The 20,043-nt window shown below is 58.1% G+C and carries 21 protein-coding genes; 11 read left to right on the forward strand and 10 right to left on the reverse strand.

The window, feature by feature from the left end:
* Positions 1–92 precede the first annotated feature (92 nt).
* The gene (locus tag AC4FIA_RS17135) at positions 93–1,466 is read right to left on the reverse strand and encodes an L-serine ammonia-lyase (protein WP_490366841.1); all 1,374 of its coding nucleotides are present in this window, start codon (positions 1,464–1,466) and stop codon (positions 93–95) included.
* A 207-nt stretch (positions 1,467–1,673) separates the two neighbouring features.
* Here AC4FIA_RS17135 and rpiA point away from each other — a divergent pair, with 207 nt between their 5' ends.
* The 6 genes from rpiA (at position 1,674) to AC4FIA_RS17165 (ending at position 7,981) form a co-directional block, all read left to right on the forward strand.
* Positions 1,674–2,462, forward strand: coding sequence for a ribose-5-phosphate isomerase RpiA (gene rpiA, locus AC4FIA_RS17140; RefSeq protein WP_103910994.1), 789 nt, complete (start codon positions 1,674–1,676; stop codon positions 2,460–2,462).
* Between the two features lie 4 nt (positions 2,463–2,466).
* Positions 2,467–3,945: an FAD-dependent oxidoreductase gene (locus tag AC4FIA_RS17145; protein ID WP_490366842.1), complete on the forward strand. Its 1,479-nt coding sequence runs from the start codon at positions 2,467–2,469 to the stop codon at positions 3,943–3,945.
* A gap of 63 nt (positions 3,946–4,008) precedes the next feature.
* Positions 4,009–5,136 (forward strand): FtsH protease activity modulator HflK, encoded by a 1,128-nt coding sequence (gene hflK / locus AC4FIA_RS17150; protein ID WP_490366843.1) that lies wholly within the window; start codon positions 4,009–4,011, stop codon positions 5,134–5,136.
* A complete protein-coding gene (gene hflC / locus AC4FIA_RS17155; RefSeq protein WP_490366844.1) occupies positions 5,136–6,161 on the forward strand; it encodes a protease modulator HflC in 1,026 nt (341 codons plus the stop codon). Before hflK ends, hflC begins: the two co-directional genes overlap by 1 nt.
* Positions 6,162–6,163: 2 nt before the next feature.
* The gene (locus tag AC4FIA_RS17160) at positions 6,164–6,352 is read left to right on the forward strand and encodes a DUF2065 domain-containing protein (protein ID WP_103910998.1); all 189 of its coding nucleotides are present in this window, start codon (positions 6,164–6,166) and stop codon (positions 6,350–6,352) included.
* A gap of 168 nt (positions 6,353–6,520) precedes the next feature.
* Complete coding sequence (locus AC4FIA_RS17165; RefSeq protein ID WP_490366845.1) at positions 6,521–7,981, forward strand: Do family serine endopeptidase; 1,461 nt, start codon at positions 6,521–6,523, stop codon at positions 7,979–7,981.
* Between the two features lie 120 nt (positions 7,982–8,101).
* Here the strand turns inward: AC4FIA_RS17165 and AC4FIA_RS17170 are convergent, their stop codons facing one another.
* Together AC4FIA_RS17170 and AC4FIA_RS17175 are read right to left on the reverse strand one after the other, a co-directional pair.
* Positions 8,102–8,605, reverse strand: coding sequence for a peptidoglycan-binding domain-containing protein (locus AC4FIA_RS17170; RefSeq protein ID WP_490366846.1), 504 nt, complete (start codon positions 8,603–8,605; stop codon positions 8,102–8,104).
* 40 nt (positions 8,606–8,645) lie between these two features.
* The gene (locus tag AC4FIA_RS17175) at positions 8,646–9,044 is read right to left on the reverse strand and encodes an OB-fold nucleic acid binding domain-containing protein (protein WP_490366847.1); all 399 of its coding nucleotides are present in this window, start codon (positions 9,042–9,044) and stop codon (positions 8,646–8,648) included.
* A 114-nt stretch (positions 9,045–9,158) separates the two neighbouring features.
* On the opposite strand from AC4FIA_RS17175, the gene AC4FIA_RS17180 reads away from it, so the two are divergent.
* A complete protein-coding gene (locus AC4FIA_RS17180) occupies positions 9,159–9,482 on the forward strand; it encodes a 2Fe-2S iron-sulfur cluster-binding protein (protein ID WP_103911001.1) in 324 nt (107 codons plus the stop codon).
* 3 nt (positions 9,483–9,485) lie between these two features.
* Complete coding sequence (locus AC4FIA_RS17185; protein WP_353801491.1) at positions 9,486–10,253, forward strand: FG-GAP repeat domain-containing protein; 768 nt, start codon at positions 9,486–9,488, stop codon at positions 10,251–10,253.
* 3 nt (positions 10,254–10,256) lie between these two features.
* On the opposite strand, the gene AC4FIA_RS17190 is transcribed toward AC4FIA_RS17185, so the two are convergent.
* Positions 10,257–10,901: a ribonuclease T2 family protein gene (locus AC4FIA_RS17190; protein WP_490366848.1), complete on the reverse strand. Its 645-nt coding sequence runs from the start codon at positions 10,899–10,901 to the stop codon at positions 10,257–10,259.
* 137 nt (positions 10,902–11,038) lie between these two features.
* On the opposite strand from AC4FIA_RS17190, the gene AC4FIA_RS17195 reads away from it, so the two are divergent.
* The 3 genes from AC4FIA_RS17195 (at position 11,039) to AC4FIA_RS17205 (ending at position 13,800) form a co-directional block, all read left to right on the forward strand.
* The gene (locus AC4FIA_RS17195) at positions 11,039–11,791 is read left to right on the forward strand and encodes a DUF1013 domain-containing protein (protein ID WP_490366849.1); all 753 of its coding nucleotides are present in this window, start codon (positions 11,039–11,041) and stop codon (positions 11,789–11,791) included.
* A gap of 219 nt (positions 11,792–12,010) precedes the next feature.
* Positions 12,011–13,099, forward strand: coding sequence for a DUF262 domain-containing protein (locus AC4FIA_RS17200; protein ID WP_490366850.1), 1,089 nt, complete (start codon positions 12,011–12,013; stop codon positions 13,097–13,099).
* Positions 13,099–13,800 (forward strand): MAE_28990/MAE_18760 family HEPN-like nuclease, encoded by a 702-nt coding sequence (locus tag AC4FIA_RS17205; protein ID WP_490366851.1) that lies wholly within the window; start codon positions 13,099–13,101, stop codon positions 13,798–13,800. Before AC4FIA_RS17200 ends, AC4FIA_RS17205 begins: the two co-directional genes overlap by 1 nt.
* A gap of 84 nt (positions 13,801–13,884) precedes the next feature.
* Here the strand turns inward: AC4FIA_RS17205 and AC4FIA_RS17210 are convergent, their stop codons facing one another.
* From AC4FIA_RS17210 to AC4FIA_RS17235, 6 genes are all read right to left on the reverse strand, one after another.
* The gene (locus AC4FIA_RS17210; RefSeq protein WP_490366852.1) at positions 13,885–14,292 is read right to left on the reverse strand and encodes a carboxymuconolactone decarboxylase family protein; all 408 of its coding nucleotides are present in this window, start codon (positions 14,290–14,292) and stop codon (positions 13,885–13,887) included.
* Between the two features lie 12 nt (positions 14,293–14,304).
* Complete coding sequence (recR, locus tag AC4FIA_RS17215; RefSeq protein WP_103911006.1) at positions 14,305–14,898, reverse strand: recombination mediator RecR; 594 nt, start codon at positions 14,896–14,898, stop codon at positions 14,305–14,307.
* Between the two features lie 12 nt (positions 14,899–14,910).
* Positions 14,911–15,264, reverse strand: coding sequence for a YbaB/EbfC family nucleoid-associated protein (locus AC4FIA_RS17220; RefSeq protein WP_103911007.1), 354 nt, complete (start codon positions 15,262–15,264; stop codon positions 14,911–14,913).
* A 43-nt stretch (positions 15,265–15,307) separates the two neighbouring features.
* A complete protein-coding gene (locus tag AC4FIA_RS17225) occupies positions 15,308–17,077 on the reverse strand; it encodes a DNA polymerase III subunit gamma/tau (RefSeq protein WP_490366853.1) in 1,770 nt (589 codons plus the stop codon).
* A 186-nt stretch (positions 17,078–17,263) separates the two neighbouring features.
* Entirely contained in the window at positions 17,264–17,701 is a 438-nt protein-coding gene (locus AC4FIA_RS17230; protein ID WP_490366854.1) for a tetratricopeptide repeat protein, read from the reverse strand.
* Positions 17,702–17,864: 163 nt separating this feature from the next.
* Positions 17,865–20,043 (reverse strand): isoleucine--tRNA ligase (locus tag AC4FIA_RS17235; RefSeq protein ID WP_490366855.1); only part of this gene is annotated, 2,179 nt, incomplete at its 5' end.

The following is a 20,043-nucleotide window of genomic DNA, read 5'->3' on the forward strand; positions in this document are numbered from 1 at the left end:
TAACCTTAAACGGTTTTTCGCAGGTTAGGGCGGGTCTGTGGCCGTGTCAAAGGGACACAGGTTTGGTCTACGGCGATTTATGTGGGGTCAGATCAGCAATTGGGCACATTGACGGCCAAACCGCCGAGCGATGTTTCTTTATACTTCTCGGACATATCCGCGCCGACCTGCCGCATGGTTTCGATGCAGGCGTCCAGCGGGACCAGATGCGTGCCGTCGCCCCTTAACGCCAGACTGGCGGCAGAAACCGCTTTGACCGCGCCCAAACCATTGCGTTCGATACAGGGCACCTGAACCAATCCTTTCACCGGATCGCAGGTCATGCCCAGATGATGTTCCAGCGCGATTTCGGCGGCGTTTTCGATCTGTTCGGGCGTGCCGCCCATAACAGCACACAGCCCCGCGGCGGCCATTGCGGATGCGCTGCCAACCTCGGCCTGACAGCCCGCTTCGGCACCCGAAATAGAGGCGTTGTACTTCACCAACCCACCAATCGCCGCCGCCGTCAGCAGGAAATCCGGCAACCTGCTGCGTGTCGCATCCGGCACGTGATCCAGCCAATAGCGGATGACAGAAGGGACCACGCCCGCCGCGCCATTGGTGGGGGCCGTCACAACTTGACCGCCAGCGGCGTTTTCCTCGTTCACGGCCATGGCGTAGGCGCTCATCCAGTCGTTGATCGTATGGGGCGCCATCATGTTGTTGCCGCGTTCCGCCTGCAGCGCGTCGTGAATTGCCTTCGCGCGGCGCTTCACATTCAGACCACCGGGCAAAGTGCCGTCGGTGGTCAGGCCGCGATCAATGCAATCCTCCATAACCTGCCAGATACGCTCGACCCCCTGTTCAACCTTGGCCGAAGGCGCGCGGGACAGTTCGTTGGCGCGTTTCATCTGCGCGATGGATTTGCCGGATGCCTTGGCCATTTCCAGCATTTCCGCGCCGGTTTTGAACGGGAAGGGCACGGCAGGGCCATCGTCTGTGTCGCAGCCTTGCGCCAGTTCCGCTTCGGTCAGAACGAAGCCGCCGCCAATCGAATAGTAGGTTTCCTGCAAAACCACGTCGCCCTGGGCATCCAGCGCCTCAAGGATCATGCCGTTGGCGTGGCCGGGCAAGGCACGATCATAATCAAACCGCAGGTCTTTGGACGGATCGAAGTGCAGTTCGGGTAGACCTTCGGGGCGCAGGGTGCAGGTCGCCCGCAGCTCGGCCATCGCCTTTTCTGCGGCTTCCGCGTCAAACGTGTCGGGCAGAAACCCCGCCAACCCAAGGATCACCGCGCGGTCGGTCGCATGGCCGACACCTGTGAAGGCCAAAGACCCGTGCAGCGATCCGCGAACGGCATTCACCGTAAAGCTGACCTGACGCATCCGATCCAGAAACCGCGCCGCTGCCACCATCGGCCCCATTGTGTGGGAAGACGACGGGCCAACGCCGATTTTGAACATATCGAATACGGAAAGAAACATGGGTGCGCCTGTATTTGTCCGGTCTTAGGATTCGCCTCAGACTAGAAGGTTTTCAACCGGGCAATATGGCGAAAGCGACATATCGGTGCGCAGGAACAGCCCAAGACAGGCTCTGCGCGTCAATCAGACCGGTTTTCGGGTGGATTGCCTCTCGCACCATGGCGCGGTGCGGCCTATAAGGGCGGCGCTGCCATGTAAGAGGATACCATGACCGGAGAGCTTTCCCCAATTGATCGCGCCAAATTCGTAGCTGCCAAGCAAGCGGCGGGCTTTGTCGAAGACGGCATGAAAGTCGGTCTCGGGACCGGATCCACCGCCGCATGGCTGGTGCGCTGCCTTGCCGAGCGTATGGAAGAAGAGGGCATCCGATTCCGTGGTGTGCCCACATCGACCCGCACAGCCGATCTGGCACGCGAACTGGGCATCGAAGTGATTTCGCTGGATGAAGCCAAGTGGCTAGACCTGACCATCGATGGCGCAGACGAATTCGACAAGGACCTGAACCTGATTAAGGGCGGCGGCGGTGCGCTGTTGCAGGAAAAGATCGTGGCTACGGCCTCTGATCAGATGGTCGTGATCGCGGACGCCGCGAAAGAGGTTCAGACCCTTGGCAACTTCCCCCTGCCGATCGAGGTTATTCCTTTTGGCTGGCAGACCAGCCAGAGCCTTGTGGAAGAAACGCTGGTCAGCATGGACGTCATGGGCCGCAAAAGCACCCTGCGTATGAACGGCGCAAAACCGTTCGTGACGGACGAAGGCAACCACATCCTTGACCTGCACTTGGGCCGCATCGGCAATGCCCGTCAGTTGGCGCTTGTTCTAAACCAAATCCCCGGGGTGGTTGAAAACGGGTTGTTCATAGATATCTGTGATCGCGTGGTTATCGGCTTTGCTGACGGCAAGGTGGAAACCCGTGACATCAATGCAGGCACCGTGACGACAGACCAAATGCTGTTTGAAGAAAGCGATAACCTGTTCAAGGACCTCGGAGACTGAGTTTATGGCTGAATTCGACTATGACCTTTTCGTAATCGGTGGTGGCTCTGGTGGCGTGCGTGCTGCGCGTGTGGCTGCTGGCGAAACCGGCGCAAAGGTCGCTCTGGCCGAAGAAAGCCGTTACGGCGGCACCTGCGTGATCCGCGGGTGCGTTCCCAAAAAGCTGATGGTGTTCGCGTCGGAATATGCCGACATCTGCACCGACGCCGGCGGCTACGGCTGGGAGGTCACTCGTGGTGATTTCGACTGGACCAAATTCTCGGGCAAGCTGAACGAAGAGCTGGACCGTCTTGAAGGCGTCTACCGCAAGCTGCTGGCCGGTTCGAACGTGGACACGTTTGATGCCCGCGCGACGGTCAAGGATGCGCACACCGTCCAACTGTCGACTGGTGAAGTCAAAACGGCCAAACACATTCTGGTTGCGGTTGGCGGACGCCCTGTGCGTCCCGAAACCAAGAATGCCAATCTGGGCATGGTGTCGGACGATATCTTCCATCTGGAAAAACTTCCCAAGTCGATCCTGATCATCGGCGGCGGCTATATCGCTTGTGAATTCGCCTGCATCCTGCACGGTCTGGGCGTCGAGGTGACGCAATACTATCGCGGTGCGCAGATCCTGCGCGGTTTCGATGACGAAGCACGGGGTCTGATCGCCGACCAGATGACCGAACGCGGCATCGATCTGCATCTGGGTGCCGACATCGTTGAAATGCGCTGCGCCACGCCCGAGGAAATCGCAGGTGCGGATGACGCTGGCATGGGCGCGCCTGTGCACAGCACGCCGGGCGCCATCGGCGATAGTGGGTTGTCCGGTCAGGCAGAAGAGCAGACCGAACAAAAGGGCCCGATCTTCGTCAAAGCCACGAATGGCAAAACCAAGGTGTTTGATACGGTCCTATTCGCAACGGGCCGCAAACCCAACACAGACGGCCTGGGCCTTGAAGAAGTCGGCGTGAAACTTGGCCGCAAGGGCGAGGTTGTGGTCGACGAATACAGCCAGACATCGGTGCCATCCATTTATGCCATCGGTGATGTGACCGACCGCGTAAACCTGACGCCGGTCGCCATCCGTGAAGGCATGGCTTTTGTGGAAACCGTGTTCAAAGGCAACCCGACACCTGTGGATCACGAATTGATCCCTTCGGCTGTTTTCACACAGCCGGAAATGGGCACAGTTGGTCTGTCCGAGGAAGCCGCGCGCGAACAGGAAGAGATCGAGGTATACAGCACCTCTTTCCGCCCGATGCAGAGCGCTTTCGTTGGCAAGCCGGATCGCGTATTGATGAAGCTGATTGTTTCGAAAGAAACGCGCAAGGTTCTGGGTTGTCATATCGTCGCGCCCAACGCGGGCGAGATGATCCAGCTTGCGGGTATTGCGATTAAAATGGGTGCCACCAAAGAGGATTTCGATAGAACCGTAGCGGTTCACCCCACGATGTCCGAGGAAATCGTGACAATGCGGAATCCGGTGCGCACCGCTTGAAATTTCGTTCTCTCCCCACAGCTATGAGGGAACGCTTGGAACTTGAAAAAGGGATGAGGATACATGGCAGGCAATAACGGCGGCCCCTGGGGCGGCGGTGGATCAGGCGGCGGCAATGGCCCGCAGCGCCCACAAGGCGGCGGCGGACGTGGCCCCGACAACAACCAGGGCCAGATTCCAGAGATCGACGAGCTTGTGAAAAAAGGTCAGGAACAACTGCGTGTCCTGATGGGTGGCCGCGCCGGCAAAGGCGGCGGCAACTCTGGCGGTTCGAATGGCGGTGGTTCCGGCTTCTCGGCCGGATCGTTCGGCCTGTTCGCTCTCGCGGCTGTGGCGGTCTGGGCGTTTTCCAGTTTCTACACAGTGCGTCCCGAAGAACAGTCTGTAGAGCTGTTCCTTGGCGAATACAGCTCAACCGGTCAACCGGGTCTGAACTTTGCGCCTTGGCCTTTCGTAACATACGACGTCATCAATACGACCTCTGAACGGACCGAAAACATCGGTTCCGGTCGTGGTAGCAGCTCTGATGGTCTGATGCTGACCACAGATGCGAACATCGTGGATATCGATTTCCAGGTCGTCTGGAACATAAGCAATCCTGCGAAACTGCTGTTCAACATCCGTGACCCTGAACTGACCGTTCAGGCGGTTTCTGAATCGGTCATGCGCGAAATCATCGCGGCATCGAACCTTGCGCCGATCCTGAACCGCGACCGTGGTCTGATCGCCGATACAGCAATGCAGAATATTCAGGAAACGCTGGACGAATACGACTCGGGTATCACCGTGGTTCGTGTGAACCTTGATCGTGCTGACCCGCCGGCCGAGGTTATCGACGCCTTCCGCGAAGTTCAGGCAGCTGAACAGGAACGTGACCGTCTGCAGCGCGAAGCCGACGCCTACGCAAACCGCGTTCTGGCCGAGGCCCGTGGTTCTGCGGCGCAGACACTGGAAGAGGCGGAAGCCTACCGTGCGCAGGTCGTCAACGAAGCGATCGGTGAGGCATCGCGCTTTGTGTCTGTTGCCAAGGAATTCAACCAAGCACCGGAAGTCACCCAGCGCCGTCTGTATCTGGAAACGATCGAACGCACCCTAGGTGACGTCGACAAGATCATTCTGGATGACAGCTCTGAGGGCGGTGTTCTGCCGTACCTTCCCCTCAATGAACTTCGCCGTGGAGGGTCGAACTGATGCGTGGAGCAACTCTTGCACTTATCGTGGCCTTTGTGGCCGTCGTTGGCGCGCTCTCGGCGCTGTTCATTGTAGACGAGCGTGAAAAGGCGCTGGTTCTGCAGTTTGGTCAGATCAAACAGGTGCGTGAAGAACCGGGCCTCGGCTTCAAAATCCCGTTCATTCAGGAAGTGGTCAAGTACGACGACCGTATCCTGTCGCTGGATACTGATACGATCGAAGTTACGCCATCTGATGACCGTCGACTGGTTGTTGACGCCTTCGCCCGCTACCGGATTTCTGACGTTGTTCAGTTCCGTCAGGCTGTTGGCGTTGGTGGCATCCGTGCCGCAGAAGACCGTCTGTCGTCCATCCTGAACGCCCAAATCCGCGAGGTACTGGGTGCCGATCAGGTGACATCGGATACGATCCTGTCGTCCGAACGCCGCGATCTGGCCCTGCGCATCCGCAATCAGGCACGGACCGAGGCAGAAAGCCTTGGCCTGCAGATCGTCGACGTTCGTCTGAAGCAGACCAACCTGCCGCGTCAGAACCTCGATGCGACATTCGCCCGTATGCGTGCGGAACGTGAACGTGAAGCGGCGGACGAAATCGCCCGTGGTAACGAAGCGGCCCAGCGTGTGCGCGCGGCAGCAGATCGTACCGTGGTGGAAACCACGTCGACCGCGAACCGTGACGCTGACGTGATCCGCGGTGAAGCGGACGCGGAACGGAACCGCGTTTATGCCGAAGCGTTTGGGGGCAATCCTGAATTCTTCGCCTTCTACCGGTCCCTGTCCACGCTGGAACGCACTCTGCAGCAAAGCAACTCGACCATGGTCATCTCGCCTGACAGCGAACTGGTCGCACCTCTGTTCGGTGCGGTTCGTGCTGATGGCCTGAGCGCAGTGGAAGAAATCGATTTGGATATCGAGACGCTGCGCAATATGGCGCCCGAGGCTGGCACGTCGCCCGATCTTCCGGATGATGCGCGCCAGCAACTGGAAGCACCGGCTGATGCACCTGCGAATGAGGCATCGAACTGATCATGACCGTCAATGTGATCCTTATTTTGATCGCAGGCGCATTGATTATCGAGGGGCTGGCCTATGCGCTGGCCCCTTCGCTTGTCGAGCGTATGCTTGAGGCGCTGGCATCCATGTCTTTGGAAACACGCAGGACTTTGGGCCTTTTGACCGCAGTCACCGGCGTGACCATTCTCTGGATCGCACTTTAGGCGACCGGAATTCCCGTTTTTCGATAGTCACAACCGCTTTATTTGCTGAAACAGTCTTTGAGTGTTCAGAATTTGAGCCTATCTTCACTGCAAGATCATTAAGATGGCGGATCATAACCGCCCGATTTGAATACAGAGGAGCACCCTTTGAAGTCCCAAGCTATCTCTATGACCCGCGACACAGTTACACCGCTGCGCTTGTTCTGGATCTCGACCTTGTCGGTGTTTCTTATTCTGGCGCAAACCCTGATGGCTTCGGCGCGGGGTGCGCCTGAAAGTTTTGCCGATCTGGCGGAAACCATCAGCCCGTCGGTGGTGAACATCACCACTTCGACAACGGTTGCTGGCCGTATGGGGCCGCAGGGCATCGTGCCCGACGGATCGCCGTTCGAAGATTTCTTCCGCGACTTCCAGAACCGCAACGGACCCGAGGGCGACCAACCGCGGCGGTCGTCGGCGCTGGGATCGGGATTTGTGATCTCGGAAGATGGCTTCATTGTCACAAACAACCACGTCATCGAAGGCGCGGATGAGATCGAGATCGAATTTTTCGAAGGTTTCTCGCTGCCGGCAAAGCTTGTGGGCACTGACCCGACAACAGACATCGCGCTCTTGAAGGTCGAGGCGGAAACCCCGCTGAAATTCGTGTCCTTCGGCGACAGCAACACAGCCCGCGTCGGTGACTGGGTTATGGCCATGGGCAACCCGCTGGGGCAGGGCTTTTCTGTGTCCGCAGGTATCGTTTCGGCCCGCAACCGCGCGCTGTCGGGCAGCTATGACGACTACATCCAGACCGACGCCGCGATCAACCGCGGCAACTCGGGCGGTCCCTTGTTCAACATGGATGGCGATGTGATCGGCGTGAACACAGCGATCCTGTCGCCCACGGGCGGCTCGATCGGGATCGGTTTTTCCATGGCGTCCAACGTTGTGGTTCGTGTGGTCGACCAGTTGCAGAAATACGGTGAAACGCGCCGTGGATGGCTGGGTGTGCGCATTCAGGACGTGACAGAGGATGTGGCCGAAGCAATGGGCCTTGAAGGCACCGCTGGCGCGCTGATCACCGATGTGCCCGATGGTCCAGCCAAGGACGCTGGCCTGCTGTCCGGTGACGTCATCCTGAAATTCGACGGTGCCGATGTGGCCGATACACGTGGTCTTGTCCGTCAGGTCGGCAACACCGAGGTCGGCAAAGCCGTGCGTGTGGTTGTGAACCGCGAAGGTCAGACCGAGACGATCATGGTGACGCTGGGCCGTCGTGAAGAGGCCGAGAGCAGCTCTGTTCCGACAGGTCCGACCGAGCCTGAGGAAGAAGCCGCGCCCGAAACGCTTGATCTGCTTGGCTTGTCCCTGAGTGCTGTGACCGACGAACTGACCGAGGAGTACTCACTTGGCGATAATGCCGAGGGTCTGGTTGTGACGGTCGTCGATGAAGACAGCGAAGCCTTTGAAAAAGGTCTGCGTGCTGGCGATCTGATCACCGAAGCGGGGCAAAGCCCGATCAAAAGCTTTGATGAGTTTGAAGAGAAGATCGCCGAGGCACGTGAGGCCGGACGCAAGTCGATCCTGCTGTTGGTCCGCCGGTCTGGCGACCCGCGCTTTGTTGCGCTGGGGATCGAAGAGAACTGATCTTTCAGGACGTGAAATTGAAAACCCCCGTCTGATCAGGCGGGTGTTTTTCATTGGGGCTTTGCCCCCTTGGCCTTTGGCCAATTCCCCCAAGGTATTTGGGGAAAGAAAATACTTGGATCAGTTCAGGTCAACGGCGGCGAGGCCCAGTTCACGGGCGCTGTCGAGCGAGATCTGGCTGCTTTTCAACCCGCGTTCGGATTGAAAGCGCAGGATGGCATTTAGTGTGGGTTCATCGAAACGGCTGGTTACGCCGCCGCGATAGTAGCCGCGTGCGAGCAGCGCGCGCTGGATCGAGGCGATGAACTCGGGCGTGATCTGATCGGGGCAGGGGGCCGGAAAGCGTTCTTCGCGGCGCGGGCGCACCTCTTTCGGGACGGTGGCGTTGCGATAGATCGGCGGCTGGATGATTGTGCCGTTTTCATCGACCTGCGCCTGCACGACCTGCACCTGACCGGGGACCTGTTCGTAAACCGCCGGAATGACGACCGTGCCCCAGCAGCTGCCGTCTTCGGCTTTCTGGGTGGTGAATTGGGGGGCAGGCGCCTCGGGTGAGGTGTCTACGGGGGTGCACGCCGCCAAAGCGATCAGTAGCGCCGGAAAGAGGGCGGATCGTCCTGTCATGCCTGCTCTGCCTGTTGTTAGGTCTTGTTCGCGCAGGACATTAGCCGATTTTTGTGCCCCGCGAAAGTGGATCAGACGGATCAACCAAGCGGTCCAGCAGATGCGAGATATCTTCGATCTCTTCTGCGATGATGTGGGTGACAGAGGCTTCGCGCTGCATGCGGCCTGTGACCTTGAGCATACGGCCTGCGATGACGGCGCGACGGAAGCGTTCGTAAAGCGCGCGCCAGACCACGATGTTCACGACACCTGTTTCATCTTCGAGCGTGATAAAGATCACCCCGTTTGCCGTACCGGGACGCTGGCGCAGGATCACCAGCCCCGCCACAGCCACCCGTGCGCCTATGGGCGGCAGGTGCAGGTCGCAGGCGCGCAGGCAGGACGGTGGCCGTGGCCAGTCCGTATTCGTTGTGCCGGATGTTGAAGAAATGATCTGCATCAGGGACTTTTATAGAACATATAAAGAACATGCTCAAGCAAAGGTCAGTTCTGCTCTGGAATTGGCGGGCGGGCTTGGCTACCTAGGGTGCAACAAGTTTTAGGGAGCTCGCAGATGGCCAAAATTACCTATGTGGAATTCAACGGGACCGAACATGTGGTCGATGTCAAAAACGGCATGACCGTCATGGAAGGTGCACGGGACAACAACATTCCCGGCATCGAAGCCGATTGCGGCGGTGCCTGTGCCTGTTCCACATGCCATGTCTATGTCGCTCCCGAGTGGGTCGAAAAGCTGCCTGCCAAGGACGACATGGAAGAAGACATGCTGGACTTCGCCTACCAGCCCGATCCGGCGCGGTCGCGTCTGACCTGCCAGATCAAAGTGACGGACGAGCTGGACGGGCTTGTCGTCAATATGCCCGAAAAGCAAATCTAAACGATGGGCCAAGCGCCGCGTCAGCCTAAGCGCTTTTGGGGCGGTTGCGCCCGCGGCGCGCTGACAGCGGTGTGCCTGTGGCTGGCCATGCCCGTGGCAGGTGTGGCGCAACAGATCGTGTCGGCCCGTTATGACGGGCCGACCACGCGCTATCCTCATGGCGCGCTTGGGGATGCGATTGAACACGACACTTTGGTGGTTGGTCTGTCGGACGGGCGTTCAATGTCTGCCCGTTGGGACCGGCCCCTCGTGTTCGAGGATGAAGCGCCCCGTGTCATCGATCTTGATAGTGATGGGTCGCCCGAGGTGGTTGTGGTCGAAAGCCACGAAGACTTCGGCGCGCGTCTGTCCGTTTGGGGGCTGGTGGACGGCGCCTTGGCCCTTCGCGCTGCAACGCCGTTTATCGGAACGCGCTTTCGTTGGCTCGCCCCTGTGGGCGCGGCGGATCTGGATGGCGACGGGCTGTTCGAGATCGCCTATATCGACCGGCCGCATCTGGCAAAGACACTGCGTATTTGGCGGTTTGTTCCGACCGGTGAGGGTGCGAATCTCGAACCGGTGGTGGATTATCCCGGTGTGACCAATCACCAGATCGGCTGGGCAGATATCCCCGGTGGCATTCGTGATTGCGGGCAGGGCCCCGAGATGATCGTCGCAGATGCCCGTTGGTCGCGCGTTCTGGCCGTGACGCTTCGCGGTGGTCGCATTAGCGCAAATGACATCGGCCCATGGCAGCGCGGCGCTTTGGATGCCGCGCTGACGTGTGATTGACGATCAGCGGATCGGATCTAGCAGCGCGTCATTCAGCGTGCAGTCTTTGACCACATCGCGACCGCAGGGTACCGGTTCCAGATCTTTGGACAGGCAGACACGGGCCTCTTGGATACGTCCGGACCGGCAGGTGATCGTCACCATGTCGGGCTCCAGGTCCGGATTGGCCTCAAGAAAAGCCTGTTCGATCACCGAGGCGGGCACTGTCACGGATTTTGTCAGCTTTTCAAATACCTCGGGCAGGTTCACCGTCGCAAATGCCTGCCGCGACAGATCGTAATATTCGGTCGACGACAGCCCCGAACACACCCCGTGTTTCTTCCACTGATGCCACGCCAGACCGGACGTGCCCATGATATCTGCCATCGCCTCTGTCTGACTGCGGGACGGATTGCGCTCGTTCGTCGGGCAATAGGCAGGCCAGCCCTGATGGTACTGCGGCCAAAGCCCGTGCAGGATCCAACCGGCATCCCGATCATCATCGCACTGCGGCGATCCGCGATCATCGCCCTCCAGCACACACCACGTGGGCGACCAGCTGAGCGACATCACATAGTAATCAAACGCGCCCGACCGTTCCCCATCGGCCTGCGCCACATCCGCCTGCATCAACCCTGCCGCCACAAGAAGCGCACCCAGCAATCGCATTTTCACTTTCCTCTTGATCCAATGATCCCTATATAGGGCTCAAGTTCCCCTACAACGGAAACCTGTCTCGGACCAGCCGAGACCTCCTCGGGCCAGAAACCCAGGAGCCGGAAAAGATATGTCTAAGGAGATATAACATGGCCAAGCTGTTGCATCCCAAGGCCACTGCGGTCTGGCTGGTGGACAATACCACGCTGACCTTCAAACAGATCGCCGATTTCGTCGGCATGCACGAACTTGAGGTGCAGGGCATCGCCGACGGCGACGTCGCCACCGGTGTTAAGGGCTTTGACCCCGTTGCCAACAACCAGCTGGATCAGGATAACATCGACAAGGCCGAGAAAGACCCGCTGGTCAAACTGAAGCTGAAGTTCAACCCCGCCGCCCATGACGAAGACAAACGCCGTGGCCCGCGCTACACGCCGCTGTCCAAACGTCAGGACCGCCCCGCGTCGATCCTGTGGCTGGTCAAGTTCCACCCCGAACTGAGCGACGGTCAGATCTCCAAACTGGTGGGCACAACCAAGCCGACCATTCAGGCGATCCGCGAACGCACACACTGGAACATCGCCAACATCCAGCCCATCGATCCGGTTGCTCTGGGCCTCTGCCGCCAGTCCGAACTGGACGCGGCGATCCAGAAGGCGTCCAAGAAAGCGGGCGCTGTGATGAACGACGACGAACGCCGCAAGCTGGTGTCGACAGAACAGAGCCTTGGCATGGACGCAGAACCGCGCATGCCGTCGTCGATGGAAGGTCTGGAAACCTTCAGCCTGTCCGATCCCCGTGGTGAGGATGAGGACACCGAGGACGAAAAAGACTTCGCAGACGCGGATTCGTTCTTCAACCTGCCGGACGGTGGGAGCGACGAGGACGAAGACGACAATTGATCGTCAGGTCAGTGAGACAGAAAAACCCGCCAGTTTGGCGGGTTTTTTTTTATGTTGGTGCACTGAGTCAGCGAGACGTATCTACTATGTGAAAATGCGGTCCGATCTGGCGACTTTAATGGAAGGGCATGGCCTGTTTGAAAGCAGTTTATGCCTTGCTAAATCGATGACAAGCCGAACAAAATGCCGTAGCATTCTGTCGAGTTGATGAGGGCTGAAATGATCACTGAAAAACCGTTTTACGAATTGGATTTGAGCGACGAGCCTGATCCCGACGCCATTCCCCTGCGAGATCGGAAGGTGGTTACTCAGCCGTATGATTTGAGCATTGATTCAATAGTTGGGCAGGTGCATCGAAAAATTCTATTCTTACGGCCGTTAAGCGACCGGCCGAATTTCCAACGGCAGTATGTTTGGCATGACAAACTTGCTTCGCGACTTGTAGAGTCCGTTCTTTTGAACGTGCCGATTCCGCCCTGCTACCTTTCCGAAAATGAAGATTGTGAACTTGACGTTATTGATGGCCAACAAAGGATATTTTCCCTATATAGGTTTGTCGAAAATCAATTTAAACTTCAAGGGCTTGAAGCTTTGACAGAGTTCAATGGCTTGCGTTTCTTTGAGCTTCCGAGCAAAGAACAACGAAAGCTAACGACACATACGCTGCGGTGTGTCGTAATCAAAAATGACTCTCACCCAGAAATCAAATTTGACGTTTTCGAGCGTTTGAATACCAGCACCATGCCTTTAAATGCGCAAGAACTCAGAAACTGTGTTTCTCGCGGCTCCCTAAATAATCTTCTCGCCGAGCTTTCATATGGTGAAAGTTGGTTGGCTATTCGAGGTCGGAAGAAACCAGATAAGCGTCTCGCAGATGAGGAAATGATTTTACGTTTTTTTGCTTTTCACACTCAATCTCTTGCGACTTACAAGACGCCTTTGAAAAATTGGTTAAACACAGCGGCAAGAAAAGGACGAAAACTGAGTGAAGAAGAAATCTCTGACCTTAGGCAGATTTGGAATGAGGCGCTGTCAGTTGCACTCGTTTGGTTTGAGCCATCTCGTTGTTTCCGTCGTCCCGAATCAAAGGCTATCAATCGAGCATTATTCGATCTCATTATGAAAACTGCCGCTAGCGTAGATTTGGAGGTTGCGGAGCAAAAGTTCACGGATTTCAATAACGCCTTTTCGACAATAATGGCCGATGAAGACTTTCAAGATTTGATAAGCCGCTCTGTTGATCACAAAAGTCGAACTGAGAAAAGATTCGCAATGTGGAATCAGACAATGGCTGAGATCGGATTGTAATGGGAAGATATACCCATGTTTATGGGGATTTTGCGCTGCGGTTAGAGGAGGTCGAACTTCTTAGAAAGCAGGCCGCAAAATTTGAGCGTTCTAGAGACTCCTTCAGGCGCAGCTCTGAAATCAGCGCCCTATGTAGAGGCGCTGTCGTACTGCTATCGAGCCACATCGAGGCATATGTAAAGGAACTGGGAGAGCATGCGCTTGACTCTATCCATACCAAAGCCGTGTGTAGGAGTAGATTGGCACCCCAGTTTTTTTACCATGTTTCGAAAGAAAAAATTGAAGCAATTCGAAACAGTTCGCAACCAGACAAGATTGCTCAACATGTTCAGTCATTCGTCGACGTCGAAACAGAGATTTGGGCGAATGTAGATTCTTTGCCAGCCCCAGTGTCTTCGAGGGCCTTTAACAAAGGATTCTCCAATCCGTCTTTCAGCAAAGTTGCTTCCTACTTTGGAAGATTTGGTTATGAGAAGTTCAGAAGAGATTTCTATAGGAGCCTCGGACATAATGCTCAGACTACGGTTAACAATTTAGACCAAATCGTAGATACTAGAAATTCTATTGCTCATGGGGAAATCTCCGCGACGAAGACACCTTTGGAAGTTAAGCAAATGATTGAAACTGCTAAGCTTTTTTGTCGCACGACTGACGTCGTCTTTGGCGATTGGTGCAAAAATAATTTGTGCAAAATTAGATAAGAATTTCAATGTAGGCAAAGATTGAGTTAACGCATTTAGAAATCGATTAATTATGACTGAACCAAATATGCTGGCCGATATTTGTTATTTTCGGGGCATACTTTTCTGGCTCGGAAAGCTCTCCAAAACCCTCTTCGCCGCCCGAAAGCAATCCAGTGCTTGGGGGACGCCGCAGTAGATGCCTATGATGTGTATGATCGCGCGGAGCTCTTCCGGTGTGACGCCGTTGTTCAGCGCGCCTCGGCAGTGCAGTTCCCATTCGGTCATCTTCCCCAAGGCCCCGATCATCGACAGGTTCATCATCGACCGTGTCTTGGCGTCGATCACATCGTCGCCCCAGCCAAAGCCCCAGCACCACGCTGTCATCGCCTCTTGGAAAGGCCGTGTGAACTCATCCGCGGCGGCCATGTTCTTCTCGACGTATTCCGCGCCCAGCGTGGCCTTGCGTTGCTCTAGTCCTTTCAGGAACAGGTCTTCGTCAAACACGCTCATTGGGGTCTCCGTCTATAGCCGTTTGCGCGCGGTCAGCGCCGCGCTGATGGTGCCGTCGTCCAGATAATCCAGCTCGCCGCCAATGGGCACACCTTGGGCCAGCGACGACAGCGCGACGCGGCCTTCAAGCTGGTCGGCGATGTAATGGGCCGTGGTTTGCCCATCGACCGTGGCGTTCAGGGCAAGGATCACTTCGGTGATTTCCTCGGACGTGACGCGGTCGATCAATTTGGGGATGCGCAATTCGTCCGGCCCGATGCTGTCGAGCGCAGACAGCGTGCCGCCTAGCACATGGTAGCGGCCCTTGAAGGTGCCCGAGCGCTCCATCGCCCACAGGTCGGCCACATCCTCGACCACACACAGTAGCCCGTTGGCGCGGGCGTCGTTGGAGCAAATCTCGCAGATATCGCCGGTGCCGACGTTGCCGCAATTCAGACATTCGCGCGCAGTGGCCGCCACGGTCTGCATCAGGTCCGACAGGGGCGTCAGCAACAACGCCCGTTTGCGGATCAGATGCAGCACCGCACGACGCGCCGAGCGGGGCCCAAGCCCCGGCAGGCGCGCCATCAGGTCGATCAGCGCATCAATGTCATTGCGGCCGGACATGTCCGTTCAGGATCAGAAGGGCAGGTTCATGTCTTTGGGCAGGCCCATCGACTCGGCCAGTTTGCCCATTTCTTCCTTGGCACGTTCCTGCGCGCGCTGCTGGGCATCCTTGATCGCGGCAAGGATCAGGTCCTCGACCACTTCCTTGTCGTCGCCGTTGAAGATCGACGGATCGATGTCCAGCGTCTTCAATTCACCTTTGGCCGTGCAGGTCGCCTTGACCAGACCGGCACCGGCCTCGCCCTCGACCATGATCGAGTGCATGTCTTCCTGCAGCTGGGCCATCTTGCCCTGCATTTCCTGCGCCGCTTTCATCATCTTGGTCATGTCACCAAGACCACCCAGCCCGCCAAGTCCTTTGAGCATCGTTCTTCTCCGTTCTTTGGGTTGTCAGAATCCGCGAAGGGCCTCAGCCGTCTTCGAACGGATCCCATTCATCTTCAACTTCTTGCAGCGCTTCGGCCTGCACTTCGTTGGCAATATCGGTGGCGCTGCGGATTTCAGTGATCTTCGCTTTGGGGAAGGCGTCGAACACGGCCCTGACCAGAGGGTGTTCAGCGGCCTCGTCGCGCAGCGCCTGTTTTGCGGCGTCTTTCTTTTCGGTGATCGTCGGGGCGTCGCAGCCGTTGACCACGCTGACGCCCCAGCGATTGCCCGTCCAGCGCTGCAGGGCCGATCCAAGGCGCTGTGCCAGATCGGGCTGCGCCTCTTCCGCGGGTGTGAATTCGATCCGGCCCGGTTGATAGGCCGCCAGACGCACGCCGCCTTCTACCTCGACCAGCAGTTTTACGTCGCGGTTGGTGCGGATCAGTTCCAGAACGTGTTCGAACGTCGGGTAGCGGGCCAGCGCCTGATCTTGTGCCACGGCTTGCACCGCTTGCGCGCCACCACCGCCCAGCGATGCGCTAGGGCCAGAAGGGCCGCGATGTGTTGGCGCAGGGGCCGACGACATGGCGTTGGTGCTGCCACCGCCCATACCCATCGGCGCACCACCACCTGATGGCGGCATTGGCGGCGGGGGCGTATCCTGCAGCTTGCGCACTAGGTCTTCGGGCGAGGGCATCTCGGCCACATGGGTCAGACGGATCACGGCCATTTCAGCAGCCATCATCGCGTTCGGCGCTTGGCTGACCTCGTCCAAGGCTTTCAGCAGCATCTGCCACATCCGCGTCAGCGGGCGCATGCCCAACTGTTGCGCCAGTTCCTGACCACGGTTGCGCTCGTCCGGGCTGATCGTCGGGTCTTCGGCTGCATCGGGCGTGATCTTGACCACGGAAATCCAGTGGGTGATCTCGGCCAGATCGCGCAGTACGGCCAGCGGGTCAGCGCCGTCGGCATATTGCGCGCCGATCTCGGTCAGGGCCGCAGCGGCATCACCCCGCATGATCATCTCGAACAGATCCATAACGCGCGACCGGTCCGCAAGGCCCAGCATCGCGCGCACCTGTTCGGCGGTCGTTTCGCCAGCACCGTGGGAAATCGCCTGATCCAGAAGCGAGGTCGCATCCCGCGCCGATCCTTCCGCCGCGCGGGTGATCAGGGCCAAGGCATCATCGCTGATCTCGGCGCCCTCGGATGTCGCGATCTTGCGCAAAAGACCCACCATCACCTCGGGCTCAATCCGGCGCAGGTCGAACCGCTGACAGCGCGACAGCACTGTCACGGGAACCTTGCGGATTTCCGTGGTGGCAAAGATGAACTTCACATGGGCGGGCGGTTCCTCAAGCGTCTTCAGCAGCGCGTTGAACGCACTGGTCGACAGCATGTGAACTTCGTCGATGATGTAGATCTTATAACGGGCCGAGGCCGCGCGGTAATGGACCGAGTCGATGATCTCGCGGATATCGTTGACCGAGGTGTTAGAGGCGGCGTCCATCTCCATCACGTCGACGTGGCGGCCTTCCATAATGGCGCGGCATGGTTCGCACTGACCGCACGGGTCCGTCGTGGGGCCACCGTTTCCGTCAGGGCCGACACAGTTCATGCCCTTGGCAATGATGCGTGCCGTGGTGGTTTTGCCGGTGCCGCGAATGCCGGTCATCACAAAGGCCTGCGCGATGCGATCCGCCTCGAACGCGTTCTTCAGGGTGCGCACCATCGCATCCTGTCCGACAAGGTCGGCAAAGGTCTCGGGGCGGTATTTGCGGGCCAGAACCTGATACTTGGGCGTGTCCGTCATGCGCTCTCTTTCATGCTGGCCTTAACCTAAGCACCTCAAGCGCCGCCGTCCACATCCCGCGAGGGGTGGAGGGGGAATTTCTTTTTGAGCAAGAGATCGCTTAGGTCAGGTTTGCGGGACGAAGCGCCCTTTCGCTGCGAAGGCACCAATGGCGGCTTTGGAAATCACCCAAGCTCCTCAGGTCACCTATTTGGCGGCTTCGACCACTGACACCCACAGCCCAAGGGTGTTTCGGTCTTCCATTTGAACCATACGTCGATGGAGGCTCGTTTCCCACGGGCCCGACTTTGCTCGTGCATCGCGCAATGCTTTCTCAAATGCTTCGACCGCTTTTTCTGGTTCTCCCATCTGGGACAACGCGATCCCTTTTTCGAGTTCGATCGCACTCCTCTTAGCTCGTTCGAGAGAAGATAAATCCATCCAAGCACCAGCGACGAGTGAAATGTTGCAGAACCGAAGCTTCTTGAGACCGTCGTATCGATCATTTCTACACGCTCCGGCCATGAGACCCGCGGTCATTCCGCTCATCCAAACGCACAGGAATACCCAAATGAAGATAGCGTAAGCCCAAGATTTGAGACTCGACTTTTGTGCCTCCGCTGGATTTTCCATACGTTTTGCCACAACTCTCTGCAAAAAGAACCGGATAGTGTGAGCCGACAATCGTTCGTCCCGCAGCATCGGTCAAGTTGGGCTCATAGCCGACATTTAACGTCAGCCCAAATCCTAAAAGAAAACCGCCAGGGCAGGGACCCCGGCGGCAAACTCTTCTTTGAACTTAAGGCAGTTACGCCAGCGCCTCGTCACAGCGGGCGCAGGTGCCTTTGTGGGTGTGCGTGCCAACGTCCGGCAGGATTTTCCAGCAGCGCTGACATTTCTCGCCCTCGGCCTCGGCAAAGACCACGGCGATGTCTGCGACCTCGGCCATGCGGTAGGCATCTTCGGGCGCGGCGTCATCCGTCAGGGTCAGGCCCGATGTGATGCAGACATCCTCAAACGCTACGTCCTTCAGTGCCGCCAAGGTTGCGGGATCACTGACATAGACCACAGGGGCCGCTTCCAGCGACGCGCCGATCACCTTGTTCACGCGCTGCACCTCAAGCGCGGACGTGACAACGCGGCGGGCCGAACGGACCTTGGACCATTTCGCTGCCAGTTCCGCGTTCTTCCACGATGCGGGCGTTTCGGGGATGTCCTGCAGGTGGACCGATGCGTCATCGCCGCCGAACCGTTCCAGCCAGACCTCTTCCATGGTGAACACCAGAACCGGTGCCAGCCATGTGGTCAGGCGGTGGAACAGGATGTCCATCACGGTGCGGGCCGCACGGCGGCGGGCTGTGTCGCCGTCGCAATAAAGCGCGTCCTTGCGGATGTCGAAGTAGAAGGCCGACAGTTCCACGGTCGCAAAGTTGAAAAGCTGCTGGAACACACCTTGGAAGTCATAGGCGTCATAGCCTGCGCGCACGACCTCATCCAGTTCCGCCAGACGGTGCAGCACCCAGCGTTCCAGTTCGGGCATATCCGCAGGCTCCACACGATCCGCTTCGCTGAAATGCGACACCGCACCCAGCATATAGCGCATGGTGTTGCGCAGGCGGCGGTAGCTGTCTGCCACGCCTTTCAGGATTTCCGGACCGATCCGCAGGTCAGCGGTGTAGTCGGCCTGAGCCACCCAAAGGCGCAGGATATCGGCGCCGTATTGCTTGGTCACATCCTCGGGCGCGACGGTGTTGCCGACCGATTTGGACATCTTGTTGCCCTTCTCGTCCAGCGTAAAGCCGTGGGTCAGAACCCCGCGATAGGGCGCGCGGCCTTGTGTGCCGCAGCTTTGCAGCATCGAGGAATGGAACCACCCACGGTGCTGGTCGGTGCCTTCCAGATAGAGATCGGCCAGACCATCGTCCGAGCCATCCTCGCGGTCGCGCAGAACGAATGCGTGGGTCGAGCCCGAGTCGAACCACACGTCCAGAACGTCAAACACCTGATCCCAGTCATCGACGTTGTAGTCGTTGCCAAGGAAGCGTTCTTTCGCGCCTTCCACGTACCATGCATCCGCGCCTTCGGCCTCGAACGCGGCAAGGATGCGGGCGTTCACGGCTTCATCGCGCAGCAGGTAATCGGGATCGGTCGGCTGTGCGCCTTTCTTGGTGAAGCATGTCAGCGGCACACCCCACGCGCGCTGACGGGACAGAACCCAGTCAGGACGCGCTTCGATCATGGAATACAGGCGGTTGCGGCCGGTCTGCGGTGTCCATTTCACCAGCTTGTCGATGCTGGTCAGGGCGCGTTCGCGGATTGTTTTGCCGTAGGTGTCATTGCCGTCGCCAACCTCGCGGTCGATCGAGGCGAACCACTGTGGGCGGTTCAGACGGATGACCGGAGCTTTGGAGCGCCAGCTGTGCGCGTCCGAAATGGTGATGCGCTGACGGGCCAGAAGGCGGCCAACCTCAACCAGTTTGGCCATAACGGCCTGGTTCGCTTTGCCCGGCTTGCCCTTGTGGTCATAGACCTTGAGGCCCGCAAAAAACGGCAGGTCATCGCGATAGGCGCTGTCGTCACCAAGGTTATAGGTCATTTCCAGACCGTGCTTGATGCCGATGGCATAGTCGTCATCGCCGTGGCTTGGTGCCGTGTGGACGAAGCCTGTACCGGCATCGGCGGTCACGTGATCGCCCGGCAGCATCGGCACGTCGAAATCCCATTCGCCGTTCGCCTCGGCCGCGCCATTCAGCGGGTGGGCAAAGATCATCGCGGACAGTTCGTCACCGGTCACATCGCGGACGCGGGTGTACATGCTGTCTTCCAGACGCGCCTTGGCCAGCGTGTCAGCCGCCAGATCGTCCGCAAACAGATACTTTTCACCCTTCGCGGCCCAGCATTCTTCCGGCGTGTCCAGCACTTCGTACAGGCCGTAGGAAACTGTCGGGCTGAAACAGATCGCGCGGTTTTGCGGGATGGTCCACGGT

It is taken from the genome of Thalassococcus sp. (assembly GCF_982780845.1).

Bases quoted from the DNA above. Each gene is read 5' to 3' on its own strand.
- AC4FIA_RS17135 (WP_490366841.1), bottom strand. From the start codon at position 1,466: ATGTTTCTTTCCGTATTCGATATGTTCAAAATCGGCGTTGGCCCGTCG.
- rpiA (WP_103910994.1), top strand. From the start codon at position 1,674: ATGACCGGAGAGCTTTCCCCAATTGATCGCGCCAAATTCGTAGCTGCC.
- AC4FIA_RS17145 (WP_490366842.1), top strand. From the start codon at position 2,467: ATGGCTGAATTCGACTATGACCTTTTCGTAATCGGTGGTGGCTCTGGT.
- hflK (WP_490366843.1), top strand. From the start codon at position 4,009: ATGGCAGGCAATAACGGCGGCCCCTGGGGCGGCGGTGGATCAGGCGGC.
- hflC (WP_490366844.1), top strand. From the start codon at position 5,136: ATGCGTGGAGCAACTCTTGCACTTATCGTGGCCTTTGTGGCCGTCGTT.
- AC4FIA_RS17160 (WP_103910998.1), top strand. From the start codon at position 6,164: ATGACCGTCAATGTGATCCTTATTTTGATCGCAGGCGCATTGATTATC.
- AC4FIA_RS17165 (WP_490366845.1), top strand. From the start codon at position 6,521: ATGACCCGCGACACAGTTACACCGCTGCGCTTGTTCTGGATCTCGACC.
- AC4FIA_RS17170 (WP_490366846.1), bottom strand. From the start codon at position 8,605: ATGACAGGACGATCCGCCCTCTTTCCGGCGCTACTGATCGCTTTGGCG.
- AC4FIA_RS17175 (WP_490366847.1), bottom strand. From the start codon at position 9,044: ATGCAGATCATTTCTTCAACATCCGGCACAACGAATACGGACTGGCCA.
- AC4FIA_RS17180 (WP_103911001.1), top strand. From the start codon at position 9,159: ATGGCCAAAATTACCTATGTGGAATTCAACGGGACCGAACATGTGGTC.
- AC4FIA_RS17185 (WP_353801491.1), top strand. From the start codon at position 9,486: ATGGGCCAAGCGCCGCGTCAGCCTAAGCGCTTTTGGGGCGGTTGCGCC.
- AC4FIA_RS17190 (WP_490366848.1), bottom strand. From the start codon at position 10,901: ATGCGATTGCTGGGTGCGCTTCTTGTGGCGGCAGGGTTGATGCAGGCG.
- AC4FIA_RS17195 (WP_490366849.1), top strand. From the start codon at position 11,039: ATGGCCAAGCTGTTGCATCCCAAGGCCACTGCGGTCTGGCTGGTGGAC.
- AC4FIA_RS17200 (WP_490366850.1), top strand. From the start codon at position 12,011: ATGATCACTGAAAAACCGTTTTACGAATTGGATTTGAGCGACGAGCCT.
- AC4FIA_RS17205 (WP_490366851.1), top strand. From the start codon at position 13,099: ATGGGAAGATATACCCATGTTTATGGGGATTTTGCGCTGCGGTTAGAG.
- AC4FIA_RS17210 (WP_490366852.1), bottom strand. From the start codon at position 14,292: ATGAGCGTGTTTGACGAAGACCTGTTCCTGAAAGGACTAGAGCAACGC.
- recR (WP_103911006.1), bottom strand. From the start codon at position 14,898: ATGTCCGGCCGCAATGACATTGATGCGCTGATCGACCTGATGGCGCGC.
- AC4FIA_RS17220 (WP_103911007.1), bottom strand. From the start codon at position 15,264: ATGCTCAAAGGACTTGGCGGGCTGGGTGGTCTTGGTGACATGACCAAG.
- AC4FIA_RS17225 (WP_490366853.1), bottom strand. From the start codon at position 17,077: ATGACGGACACGCCCAAGTATCAGGTTCTGGCCCGCAAATACCGCCCC.